Source organism: Okeania sp. SIO2C9, from assembly GCF_010672455.1.
Lineage (GTDB): Bacteria > Cyanobacteriota > Cyanobacteriia > Cyanobacteriales > Microcoleaceae > Okeania.
Genome location: NZ_JAAHGO010000004.1, coordinates 297355 through 310426, shown reverse-complemented (window position 1 = coordinate 310426; position 13072 = coordinate 297355). Strand labels below are relative to the sequence as shown.

At 36.5% G+C, this 13072-nt stretch carries 11 protein-coding genes, 1 tRNA gene and 1 pseudogene; 3 read left to right on the top strand and 10 right to left on the bottom strand.

Annotated elements, in window-relative coordinates:
* A pseudogene (locus F6K23_RS05390) lies at window positions 1–233 on the bottom strand (hypothetical protein); the annotation flags it as partial.
* A gap of 771 nt (window positions 234–1004) precedes the next feature.
* Here F6K23_RS05390 and F6K23_RS05385 point away from each other — a divergent pair.
* Window positions 1005–1493 carry a GNAT family N-acetyltransferase gene (locus tag F6K23_RS05385; RefSeq protein ID WP_293151626.1) on the top strand — a complete coding sequence of 163 codons (489 nt, stop codon included), beginning with the start codon at window positions 1005–1007 and terminating at the stop codon, window positions 1491–1493.
* Window positions 1494–1673: 180 nt separating this feature from the next.
* On the opposite strand, the gene F6K23_RS05380 is transcribed toward F6K23_RS05385, so the two are convergent.
* The 9 genes from F6K23_RS05380 to F6K23_RS05345 form a co-directional block, all read right to left on the bottom strand.
* Window positions 1674–2621 carry a sensor histidine kinase KdpD gene (locus F6K23_RS05380; RefSeq protein ID WP_293151651.1) on the bottom strand — a complete coding sequence of 316 codons (948 nt, stop codon included), beginning with the start codon at window positions 2619–2621 and terminating at the stop codon, window positions 1674–1676.
* 34 nt (window positions 2622–2655) lie between these two features.
* Window positions 2656–3243 (bottom strand): L-threonylcarbamoyladenylate synthase, encoded by a 588-nt coding sequence (locus F6K23_RS05375; protein ID WP_293151623.1) that lies wholly within the window; start codon window positions 3241–3243, stop codon window positions 2656–2658.
* A gap of 446 nt (window positions 3244–3689) precedes the next feature.
* Entirely contained in the window at window positions 3690–3842 is a 153-nt protein-coding gene (locus tag F6K23_RS05370; RefSeq protein ID WP_293151620.1) for a hypothetical protein, read from the bottom strand.
* A gap of 769 nt (window positions 3843–4611) precedes the next feature.
* Entirely contained in the window at window positions 4612–5142 is a 531-nt protein-coding gene (locus F6K23_RS41495) for an RNA-guided endonuclease InsQ/TnpB family protein (protein WP_367267624.1), read from the bottom strand.
* Between the two features lie 7 nt (window positions 5143–5149).
* Window positions 5150–5959 (bottom strand): RNA-guided endonuclease InsQ/TnpB family protein, encoded by an 810-nt coding sequence (locus F6K23_RS41490; protein WP_367267623.1) that lies wholly within the window; start codon window positions 5957–5959, stop codon window positions 5150–5152.
* A gap of 397 nt (window positions 5960–6356) precedes the next feature.
* A complete protein-coding gene (gene prmC / locus F6K23_RS05360) occupies window positions 6357–7262 on the bottom strand; it encodes a peptide chain release factor N(5)-glutamine methyltransferase (protein WP_293151617.1) in 906 nt (301 codons plus the stop codon).
* 349 nt (window positions 7263–7611) lie between these two features.
* Window positions 7612–8361 (bottom strand): Tic22 family protein, encoded by a 750-nt coding sequence (locus F6K23_RS05355; RefSeq protein WP_293151614.1) that lies wholly within the window; start codon window positions 8359–8361, stop codon window positions 7612–7614.
* A gap of 1442 nt (window positions 8362–9803) precedes the next feature.
* A tRNA-Pro gene (locus F6K23_RS05350) sits at window positions 9804–9877 on the bottom strand.
* 400 nt (window positions 9878–10277) lie between these two features.
* A complete protein-coding gene (locus F6K23_RS05345) occupies window positions 10278–10829 on the bottom strand; it encodes a GNAT family N-acetyltransferase (RefSeq protein WP_293151611.1) in 552 nt (183 codons plus the stop codon).
* A 73-nt stretch (window positions 10830–10902) separates the two neighbouring features.
* On the opposite strand from F6K23_RS05345, the gene F6K23_RS05340 reads away from it, so the two are divergent.
* Window positions 10903–11628 (top strand): hypothetical protein, encoded by a 726-nt coding sequence (locus tag F6K23_RS05340; RefSeq protein ID WP_124146088.1) that lies wholly within the window; start codon window positions 10903–10905, stop codon window positions 11626–11628.
* A 482-nt stretch (window positions 11629–12110) separates the two neighbouring features.
* The gene (locus F6K23_RS05335; protein ID WP_293151607.1) at window positions 12111–12956 is read left to right on the top strand and encodes an alpha/beta fold hydrolase; all 846 of its coding nucleotides are present in this window, start codon (window positions 12111–12113) and stop codon (window positions 12954–12956) included.
* Window positions 12957–13072: the final 116 nt, after the last annotated feature.

The window sequence follows — 13072 nt, the reverse complement described above, 5'->3', positions numbered from 1 at the left end:
TCTCCCCATCTCCCTATCTCCCCATCTCCCCATCCCCCAATCTCCCAATCTCCCCATCTCCCAATCTCCCCCTCTCCCCATCTCCCCATCTCCCCATCTCCCAATCTCCCCATCTCCCAATCTCCCCATCTCCCCATCTCCCCATCTCCCCATCTCCCAATCTCCCAATCTCCCCATCTCCCAATCTCCCCATCTCCCAATCTCCCCATCTCCCAATCTCCCCATCTCCCCATCTCCCCATCTCCCCATCTCCCCATCTAATTACACCGATGCTACCGGATTTGATATGACAAGAGTCTGAAATTAATTATCCCAGACGTATAATGGTTATTATTAATTATATATATATAGTAAAAATTACACACAAAAAAAAACTTTTCATATAAAATTATAGCTAATTCAATTTGTTATCAAATCTTGACACAACTAAGAAAAAACATCTTATTAGTATATTGATAATTAGAAAAAAGAATGATAGTATACAAAATAGTTAAAAAATAAACCTCAACTATTACTAGCTTTCAAAATTTGGAGGTAAGTAAAATAATCTACAATCAAAACAGCACTCAAAAAATATCAAATAACCTAAATATATTTATTAGTTTTATTTCTCTTTGAGCGGAAAAAAGCTGATATAAAGATACAAATTAGTCCAAAAATATATTCAATAGAAACAAAAATAGGCAAAAGTAAAAATTATTTATCAAAATAATTGGGTCTAAAACCCCGCCTTGATTAGCGAAATATTTTTGGAGGATTGCTCACACATCCCCGTGACAAAAATAACTTCTGATATTATGTCCGAAGGCAATCGTTTGTGTAAAAGTTAGCGTGGATATCTACAGGAAATTTAAGTTTTTTTCTTGCCTGTTGCCTTCCGGAGCTGTTCCCTGTTGCCTATTTACTATACAAGACCGATGCTATCGGACATGATATGATTTCTGACTTCTAACTTCTGACTTCGTTAATGACTCCTATTGAAATTTATAGAGAGCTGACTCAACATGAAAAACACTACCAGAGATTATCGTCATATACAATTCTGCGAAGGTCACTCAACATTAGATATTGTCCAACTGGTGGCTTTATTTGATTCCGCAGCAATATGGGCAAAAAATAGAAAAATAGAAGATTTAGAAATAGCCATTGCAAATAGTAACCCAGTCGTGAGTGTATGGGATAGTCAAAAAATGATAGGTTTTGGTCGTGCTACATCAGACTGCGTATACAGAGGTACAATTTGGGATATAGTCATTCACCCAAACTATCAAGGTGGAGGACTAGGACGCAAATTAGTGCAAACAATTTTAACTCATCCACGAATGTGCCATGTAGAACGAGTCTATCTAATGACAACCTACCAACAGGACTTCTACAAACGCATAGGATTTCAATACAACCAAAGCACAACAATGATATTGCACAATCAACTAATCGAAGGAGAAATAGAATTAACAACTAGAAACAAAGCATTACTACTTGCTCAAAAGTAACACAAAATTTTAGCTTTTGGTGTTGGTGATTTCAGGTATGATATCATGTCCGGATAATTAGGGATAGAACTCAGTTCCACCCTCCGCGACTAAAAAACCTTCTCCTTCTACTCGGGGTTTTTTCTTCTTTACTTCCCTGCTGACTCCTGACTCCTAAGTAATTAAAATTAATATCATACACTAATTCACCAACGCCGAACTCTCATTGTTTTCTATACTCATAGGAATAGAACATTGAGTCCGGTTAAAATCAGACTCCTCACTATCAGAAGGTGTTGCCAATACCTCTAAACGTCCATTCATTATTCCTAACAAAGTTTGATTCATTAACAACCTCATACCAGGAGAAAGCTGAAAGTCACAACTCACAACCTTTTCAGGTTTCTCCTCATGACTGTGCTTCAGTAAATCCCAAGACTCACTCCACGCACTAACTGGACGTTGATCGTCAATCCAGATATGAACATAACCAGATTCTTGTGCAGGATGAACAGAAATATTAATACTGCCTTCATTCATTTCAGCGATCGCAGTATCAACTAAACCAATCAAAACCTGCTTCAGACGAGACTCATCCGCCAAAACATAAATATTAGGGTCTGGAGGTGATATTTTCAAACGAATACTACGATTAGCAGCTTGTAAACACGTTAAATCATCCACCTCTTCTAAAACTTTACTCAGCTGAAGTCGTTCTATTTGAAGTTTTTCAGTACCATGTTCGGTTTTAGCCACATTAATAATTCGATCAAGTAGTTCCAAAGTTTTTAACGCAGAATTATACGCTTGATTCGCAAATTCACGTTCCTCTTCTGGGTTGTCAGCTAAATCAAAAATAATTAACTGCAACGTACCAATCATACTATTCATCGGCGATCGCAACTCGTGAGAAGTTCGAGCCAAAAACCCAGCCTTAAACTTACTCATTTCCGATGCCATCTGGTATGCAACTTGAGTCTGTTTGAGTTGTTCTAAAACACGTTCTACTTCCTCTAAATTAGATACTTCAGGTGACGACACCACAGAAGGCGTTGACAACTTCTCAGTTTTTGGCCTCAACCATAACCTACCACCTATTAGTCCAAACCCTAATCCTAATGCCAAGAATAAAAAATCGTTCCATCCCATGCGACTAAAAATATTAAACAATATAACCGTACCCTTAAAATTTTAACTTGACCGCTCCCTGACGCAGGATTTCCCAACAACTAATTTCGTTCCACTTAGCAACGGTAGAAGGCACTCCAGAAGCCAACATGATCTCCTGTTCGTGGGACAATACCAAAACATCTGGAAATTGAGCATTAATTTCAGCCATTCGACCCAAGGGAGGTTGACCTGAGAAATTAGCACTTGTAGTAGCCAGAGGCCCTGTTTGAGTCATAATTTCCCTAGCAAGACCGCAATTAGGTATCCTGATTCCAATGGTAGTTGGGTCAAAAGGGTTCATTTCTCTAGGAACCATTTCCGAAGCAGGCAGCACCAAAGTTAAAGGTCCAGGCCAATACTTCTGAGCAACCTCTTGCCATAACTGCAACTCTTCATCACTTCCTTGGACATAAGGCCACAAAGATTCCGGAGTTGCCCCCATCAAAATCAAAGGTTTATCTGGACTACGACGTTTTGCTTGAAAAATTAAATCTGCTTTTTGAGGAAGAGCCGCTAATGCTGGTACAGTATCAGTAGGAAAGCTCACTAAATTACCAGAAACTGCCCCCTCAATGAGAGTCTCAATAGATACTAAGCTCATTTTTTTTGTTTTTTGTTTTTTAATTTTTTAAAAATTTATAGTTAATTCTAGCATCTCTGGCAGAAAAAACTCTCAACCCAGGGAGCTTAAGAAAATGAATTGAGCTTCAAATTAAATTATTCCAACCAGTTGCCCTGATTAAAATTCAAGGTTGATCTTAACTGCGACCCTTCATTAAGTTGAAAAATTAAATCTACTTTGTCAGGTCAAGCTACCAGTAGTGGTATAATATCAATAAGAAAACTAACTAGATTACCAGATAGAGTTTCAATACAGACTAAACTGATTATTTAATTTTGTTTTTGATTTTTAATTTTCCAAAAATTATAGGCAATTTTAGCATTTCTGGCAGAAAAAACTCTCAACTCAGGAAGCTTAAGAAAATGAATTGAGCCTCAAATTAAATTATTCCAACCAGTTGCCCTGATTAAAATTCAAGGTTGATCTTAACTGCGACCCTTCGCTGGAAAAATTAAATCTACTTTGTCAGGTCGAGCTACCAGTGGTGGTATAGTATCATTAGGAAAACTAACTAGATTACCAGAGGCTGCCCCATCAATTAAAATCTCAATAGATACTAATATTATTTCATTTTTCATTTTTTAATTTTCCAAAAATTATAGGCAATTTTAGCATTTCTGGCAGAAAAAACTCTCAACCCAGGAAGCTTAAGAAAATGAATTGAGCCTCAAATTAAATTATTTCAACCAGTTACCCTGATTAAAATTCAAGGTTGATCTTAACTGCGACCCTTCACTAGAAAAATTACAGCACTTTTGTCAGGTCGAGCTGCCAGTACTGGTAAAGTCTAAATAGGAAAGCTGACTAAATTACCAGAAATTGCCCCCTCAAATAGAACCTCAATAGATACTAAACTTCATAACTTTACTCTCTAAAAAAATTTTAGATTTTGTTTGAAAAAAATAGGCAAATTTGTAGCAGGGAAAGTAGAATTGAAATAGTATTTATATCATCCAAATATTGATAAATACTATATTTTACCTTTGAATTATCATCAAATCTATGAGTAATTCTGAACAAAAGAGTTAGAAAAAAAGAATAAATGTTTTTTTAATAGGTATAGCTATTCCTGTAACTGGTATACTTGTAGCCATTTTCGTTCCAGAAATTAGATGCTCTTTAGGAATAGCACAAAATAGTTGTAAGGATAAACATTGCAAAAATCTATTCCAAGAAGGAAAAAGAATTGAAGTTAGATATCAACCCATCAGGTTAGACCATATAGAAGTTGGAGAAGTTAAAATTAATCAAGTCACAGATAAAAGTGATGGAATAACAGTAGTAAAAGGAGAAGCAACTGTTCTTGAACATTCATTTCCAGCAAACACAAATATTGAACTTCAATTATTACAAAAAAATCATAATTTTCCTCCTAAGAAAAATCACGAACCTTTGACATACTCCCGGCATCAAATCAGAGTAACGCAATGCGGGATTCTCATCATTGATGATTCTACGCTCACAGAGACAACTTAAATTAGCCATATTGCTATCGCTAATCCAGAGGTCGGACTCTCCCGTAGCTTTTGGGTCTCCCCCAGATTCCGAGTGCCCCTCGGTACTGTTTACTATTGCTCCTAACATCTCTAAACCTTTAGCTAAAATGTTCCTTGCTGCATTATGGTCTCTATCGGCAATATAGCCACAATGCGGACATTTGTGAGTTCTTACTGATAATGACTTCTTAACAGTTTGACCACAATTTGAACAATTTTGGCTAGTGAAATGTGGAGGTACTGCTATGCAAGCAATTCCATGCAACTTAGCATAATATTCCAGCCATTCGGTGAACTGATACCAGCTTGCATCAGATATGGACTTAGCTAAATGATGATTCTTAACTAGGTTAGCAATCTTTAAATCTTCATAGACTACCAAGTCGTGTTTATTGGATTAACGCCCTTGCAGTCTTTACTGCATGGTCTTTGCGCTGTCTGCTAATTTTAAGATGCTGCCTGGCTAATTGCTTTCTGGCTTTGTGGTAGTTATTTGACTGAGGTTTCTTACCTTTCTCGTGGCGACGTGATACTCTCCGTTGTAGCTTTTTTAGTCGTTTTTCTGAGGAACTCAAATACTTAGGATTTTCTACAGCATCACCATTACTATCAGTATAAAAAGCATTTAAACCTAAATCTATTCCTACTACATTGCCTTCAAAATTATGAGTTTCTTTTCTCTCAGCATTTACTAAAAATTGACAATAATAACCATCAGCTCGTTTAACAAGTCTTACACGGCTTATTTGCTGTTCTGAATACCAAACTAGATCGCGACTTGTCCACAACTCAAATACACCTGCTTTAAAACCATCTTTAAACTCAATTTTCTTTCTATCTGGAGATAGCTTATAACCAGTTGTTTTATACTCTATTGAACGAGTGAATTTTTTGAATTTAGGATAACCTTTTTTACCTGGTAATTTCAGTCTACAAAAATTGTAGAATCGTTGTATTGATTGCCATGCTCTATCGGCTGCTGCTTGTCTTGCCTGAGAGTTTAGTTTTTTGACCCAAGGAAAATTATTATCCTTTGCTAATACAGCACAAAGCTTTTGTAAGTCGTTGCGTTTGACGTTTTTATTATCTATCCAATAACGTAAGCAACTGTTTCTGATAAATTGACCTGTGAGAATCATTTCATCTAAAACTTTGTACTGATGTTGACTGCCTTTTAATTTGGCTTCAATTACTAGCAAAGATATTATTAATTCCTCGACTACATATATTGTTATAGCTAAATTTACCCAAAATGTCTACTAGATAAACTATTAATATTTGTGTATAATTATGACATCGAATCATAATTATACACGCACCATTCATCCAGGCGCGCTCATTAAAAATTATAGCGCTGGCCATAAGAGTGATTCTAGGTAAATTTCGATATCAAAATCAACAATGAAATAGGTAAATGGGAATTACTTTGGGTTGGTGATCAAGGTGTTTCAGAAGGCAAGAATAGAAACTGTGAACCTGGAAAAGCCGGAATATATATAGACCACCCCACAGTACAAAAAAAATACCAATTATATTTTCAACTTATTCCATAACAAAACTTGTGAAAATTTTTGAAGCTCAAGAAAATAATATTTCCTACCTCAAATAACCCATAGCAAACCGATCGACACCCTCAATATCCGAAAAAATCTCAACCCCACAATAAGCTCCATTATCTTGCAACATTTCAGCCACCATCTCCCCTTGCCCACTCATCATTTCCACCAACCAAACACCACCAGAAACTAAATATAGTGGAGCTGTTTCAATCAAATATCTAATACAGTCCAGGCCATCAATACCACCATCAAGAGCAAGATGAGGCTCATGCTTCCTAACCTCTACTTGCAAAGTAGAAACCATATCGCTAGGAATATAAGGAGGGTTAGCCACCATTCCACTCACTTTACCCCGCAAATGCTCCAATGGTTCCCACCAAGAACCTTGAAAAAAATTTATCTTGTTCCCTAAACCCAATTTAGTCCCATTCTGTCTAGCAATAGCCAAAGCTTCTGAACTACAATCCACAGCATAAATAGAAGCCTCTGTCAATACTTCTGCCAACCCAAAAGCGATCGCTCCACTACCAGTTCCCATATCCACCCAAATTCCTTCTTGAAGATGGGACACATTATCAGCAGCTGCTACAACCAGATCGATTAAACACTCAGTTTCTGGCCTTGGTATCAAAACCCCAGAACCCACATCCAAAGAAAAATTCCGCCAATAAGTAACCCCAGTTAAATATTGAAGCGGAACCTTTTCATTTATACGTCTAGACCAAAGATTATTCAACTCAACTAAAGAAAGCCTCATTGAAATATTAGGCCAATCTTTAAAAGACTCCAAACGAAGCGTTAATCGATCTAGTCCAGCAAATTCTTGCAACAACCAATCAACCTCAGTAACATAGATACCTGCCTTTAAACCATCACTCCGAGCACTGCGATACCATTGCCAAAGGTCTAGACCTGAAACTACACACTCCGAAGAAAAGTCCATTAATCGCGATCGCTTAAAATCTCAATTTTAATTTATTGACATACCCCCGACGTTGCGCTTGAGCGACAACGCGGGATTCTTCAACCCGCAAATGAGTTACAGTTTATACAGAGGTGATGCCCTCCCCCTGTGTTCTTATATTATGACATGGTCGCTTTCCTATACGACGTTCTCTTGCAGGAGAATGCGGGACTTCTCGCTATTTTTTGTTAAAAAGCATTTCCTGGCGGAATGCTGCGCAAACAGCAGTTCAGCAGTCAGCTTTGTGCGTTTGCTCCGTAAACAGATATCTAAATTCTATACAAAAATTTTTAGGCTCATAGCTGACTGCTGACCGCTGACCGCTTCTTTAATTACCAGATTGTTTTAACTGCTGTACAAACTCCAAAGACTCTCTTGGAGGAATAAAAATAATTTTTTCTAAGAAAGGATCGTCATCTTTCTCCAAGGCCTTAATCACACCCTCAAGATTAACAACTTCAATTTTCACAGAAGAAAAAACATCAGGTTGTTGAGTCTTAGCTCGCTCCAACATTCCCTGTAAATCTTCTTTATTAAAAAACATAGGAATAACTTGCTGTTCCCCACGTTGAATAGTTAAATATCCACCATCAGGTCCACCTTTAGCTATAAATAAAGGTACTCCATTGAACTGGTTAACATCCTGACCATTTTGCTCAAGTAAAGTCTTAGCAGATTCAACCTGCCTTTTAATTGGAACATAAGCAAACTGTAGCTTTTGCCCATTCTTCTGGCTAGATTGGCTCATTTCATAAACTTCACCCAGAGATACAGGCACTACCTTAACTGTAGCTGCCAGATCAGGATTTTCTCCTTTTAATTTTTCTACAAAAGCATCTGCATCACTCTTACTAATAAAAACCCCTGCCACAGAAGAATTTTCATTACCTTCTTTTTTGACAGAAGCTACAAGAGGAGAGCCATTTTGATCGGTTATTGTAAATACAGGCACAGGAGTTAACTTCTGCAAGACTTCTTCTGCAGATAGCGCTAATGCAGACATATCTTTCACAGAAGCTCCAATCAAAGTGCTAGTTACTATTCCTAACACTACACTTAGGCGAATTAATGATTTCATAGGTTCTCCAAATTATTTAAAATAATGCAGCAAAAATAAAAGTTATGAACATCAAATAACTTACAGATAGACATGAAAATATCATGTTAATTTATTCCATAAGCCACTAATAAACATGATTTAATCTTTTTAAGATTTAAATATCACATCAATCATCAAAATATTTATTCCATAATTTACTAATATATCCAGATTTTTTTTACTGTCTTAAAAACATATTTAGCTGTTATTAATTAATAATTCAATAAAATCATTATTTTTGGAAAAATTAAATTATGGAATTGATCGATCACTTCATATCAAACAGTATTTTAATTAATCATAAAAATATTTTAATCTTATGCTTTTAATTTCACTGAATTATAAATTATACAAAAATTGTTATTTTAGATCAAAGCTAATCTATGATTAATTTACCACATTAGTAAATTGAGAACCATAGGAGTATGATTGATGGAAAAACAGCTATAACTGTAGGTGAGTATAACACAAATTTTTCATTTGCTTAAGCTAACAATAAATAAAAACATAGTGGTTTACAGATACTTAAGACATAGTCTTTCTCCTATAAGGAGGGTTAAATTATAAATTATTCAATTCTAGGTTAAGCTATCGACTAAAATTCAAAATTTTTTGCCTCATCCAACGAAATGTATAGATTAATTTTCAAAACTATAACTACATTGAGAATAGGAAAGTATGTAGCTATTAGGGTTCAGCACTCAGCTTTTTAACAAACTAGTGCCGCTACGCGGAAGTTAAAAGTCAAAATTCATGCATCGAGTGCTAATTGGCGAGGTGTCCTACGGGGCGCCTACTGTGCGGAAGTAATTCCGCACACAGCCCCTCCAGAATGTAAGACGCATATCTGACAGTCAATCATTTTTGATTTGTAATTATTTTGGGATTTTGTAACTGGTCAGTTATTTCCGCCATCCTGCACTAGTGACTTTTGAAAACTTATCTACTAATTATTGGGATTTATAGCAATAGACCAGTAGGTTAGGACTTATGCAGATGATGATCCCAATAAGGAAAAATGTTTTTCCCACTGTTACCTATTTATTATTCCCTGCTATAGACAAAAATCAGGCAAAAAAAGTCCTTAAATCTATACAAAAAGAGGTTTTGAGGTCAAAAAGGTGTAAATCCAGTAGCGATAAGGATTTTAGCCATTTTTATAGCTTTGACATTTTTTCCTTGCCTAGACCAACTGTTCCTTGGCCATGCTACGCAAACAGCTACTTGATATCAGAGAAAATGTCTAAAGACCACTAGATAAGTAGAGCTAACCTTTAGAAGATTAGAAGATACAGGAGATTTCATCTCAGCAAGGTATAGCTGGAATGGACAAGATGCCCACAAAAGTTTTATTTAAATATCCTTGCTTCAGGGTGAGGTTTTAAATGTTTATACCTAATTTAGCTGTCATTCTATAATTATCGGGATGACAGGATTTGAACCTGCGACATCCTGCTCCCAAAGCAGGCGCGCTACCAAACTGCGCTACATCCCGGCTGAACTATAAATTTATTATAGCTCAATTTTCACAAGTTGTGCAAAAAAATTCAAAAAAAATTTTACACCAAACAAAATTGTCCATATATTCAGGAAATTTTTAGGAACAAAAATCCTTGAATCATTATCTCTAGATTTTAGATTTTCCAGGAGCATCACACTAGAAATAATATACCAATTGAGTTTTTACAGGAGACAAATTTAAAGTATCCTAAAAACTTAGTTAGTATCTGAGGCCTTTAAGCTACCCATATAAACCCTCTTGACTAACTACTAATACATTCTGCATATATTTAAATAACTTAAAAGTGAGAAAAATGCCCATGCTAAAAAAATCTAAATTCTAGATTTATTATATTATTATTTGGTTAATCATATTTTGATCCAACCAAAAACAACTAATCTGGATACCAGAACATTCCTTTAATTCCCTCTGGGTCAGAGATAAAACCTAAATTGTGGTAAAAATCAACAACATGAGGGTCAGCAAATAAGGTAATGTTGCTGATATCCTCGCTACGAAGTTTTTTGATGATGTACTTCATCAATGCTTTCCCCAAGCCCTTGCCTTGGACATCAGGATGAACAACTACATCCCAAAGAGTGGCATTAAAAGCATGGTCTGATGTTGCTCTGGCAAAGCCAATCAGTCTTTTTTGACTGCCTCGCATCTGCCACATAGAAACAACAAGAAAACTATGTTGAATGGCCTTTTTTACTTTGCGTAATGGGCGACGAGACCAACCAACAGCATTACAGAGTTCTTCGAGTTCATATATATCTATGTCTCGATCTGTACTAAAAAATATACGTCCATTACTTCTATTAGGTGAACTAACAGCTTGAGAAGAAGCCTTTCCTTCCCCAATAGTAGTATATCCCTCATAATCTGGATTTTGAGGGTGAGATGTTGGCTCAGAGCCGCTAAACAAATTTTTCCAAAAACCCATGCAGGCGTGGTTAAGTTAGTAGAAGTTGGATGACATTATTAGATAGTATATATCCCGTTCCCTCTCTTCGATTATGGCTCCGGGTTTAAAATCATCAACACTAGAACTGCTAAAGCGCTTCAACCGAGCGTTTCCACAGTTTTATGAGCAATTTGTAAGTAGTGATATCCAACTGCAAAATTTGAAGTTAGCATATCAACTGTATAAAAGTAAACAAGCTGTAATAGAACTAAAACCAGAAGGCAGCAAAAGTGCCCTGCACTTTACCTACCGAAATCAATCATTTTTGCTCAGTGATATTTTTGGGGTCTTAGCTGCCTATGGACTAACTATTCATAGCCTCAGTCTTTATGGACAAATTTACCCACCGATGTTGGTCTTTATCAAATTAGTAATATCTCGGGGGGGCAAAGCACTGACAGAGAAAACCTCAGAAAATGTTTGTCGCGCCATCCAAGAATCATTGGCAGGCCGTTTCGAGGTAGAAGAAATGTTAGCTGTAGAATTTAATTTAGATAGTGGTTTAGAAGAAGTAGCGACAGAATTTTATGTCGATCCTGTATTTCATCTACCAGCACTATTGATTGAAGCAGATAATCAACCAGGTCTATTCTATAAAGTTATGTATGCCATCTGGCAAGAAGATTTGCTAGTAGTTAATGCCAATCTATTAGTTTGGCGTGGGCGAACTCGTCTTATTCTTTATCTCTTAGGGCCAAATGAAAGCTTAATTCCAGAATACTTAGGCCAAAAAATTGCTGAAGGTATGCGACAAAGATTGATGGGAGAAAGATACTAATAATAATTAATAATTAATAATTAATAATTAATAATTAGGGCTTGCTGATTAAATATAAAAGCCTTTATATATAAAGGTTTTAGCCTTTTTAAGTATCAAAAAGTGCGAGGTTTTAAGTGGTAATGGTTCAATTAGGAGCGGATTTTGGTTAAGATTTGGGCAGAAAAATCTTGGGACAAAACGCCCGCTCCTACCTCCTCGCTTATTCCAATTTCTCCTGTCTCTCCCTCCTGGGAGGGGGAGGGGCGAGGGGTGGGTTGTCTCCTGTCTCCTCCCCCTACTAAAAGACTTTTTCAGCAAGCCCTAATTAATAATTACCTCTCCTGGAAAAGAAGAAGATTGACGCAAAAGGGAAAATTTTTTCTTCTCTTGGTCGTCCAATCTTCTTAATCTAATAAGAAGAGGTAATTCTAAATTCTAAATTTTAAATTATTGAACTGTCCACTGCTATACCTTTGTCAATTCAGGATTAAGATAGAAGTATGGCAACTATAGATATCCAAGGGGTTCCACACGCCTACGAATTGACAAACCCCACTAAATTCCCCCATGTACTTATTTTTATACATGGCTGGCTTTTAAGCCGCAACTACTGGCAACCTTTAATCCAAAGACTTTCACCAGATTACCAATGTTTATCTTACGACTTGCGCGGATTCGGTGATTCTCAAATCCATTCAACCCAAAAAAAATTAGTTTTCAACTACAGTCCCGCAGCTTATGTAGAAGACCTGACAATATTATTACAGAAACTCAATATATCTAGTGCCTGGCTCATTGGCCACTCTTTAGGAGGCACAATTGCCTTATTAGGAGCGAATAAAATGCTCGATATCATCAAGGCAGTAGTCTGTATCAACTCTGGTGGTGGAATTTACATTAAAGAAGAATTTGAACGATTTAGGTTTGCCGGGGCACAAATTATCAAATTTCGTCCTAGTTGGCTATCTTATTTACCTCTGATAGACTTAATGTTTACAAGGAGTCAGGTGGCCACACCCATCTCTCGTCAATGGGGAAGACAACGAATAACTGATTTTGTTGGAGCATCTTACGAAGCAGCTCTAGGAGCATTATTAGACTCCACTACAGAATCAGAAGTTCATCGCCTGCCACTGGTAGTATCAAAATTGAAGCAACCTCTTTATTTTATTGCTGGAGCAAAAGACCAAATAATGGCTCCTAAATATGTACAACATTTAGCTAGTTTTCACTGGATGTTTGAAGGTCACGCCGCAAATGTCCTAGAAATTCCTGAATGTGGTCATCTAGCAATGTTAGAAAAGCCTGATGCTGTGGCTGCGCATATCCGAAGTCTTTTACAATAATTAGGGTTTGCTGAAAAAGTATTTTGGTAGAATTTAGAATTTAGAATAAAAGGGAATTTGAAGGGAATTTGTAGTCCACATTCCCCACTTCAATTTGTAACATGAAAATTAGTATA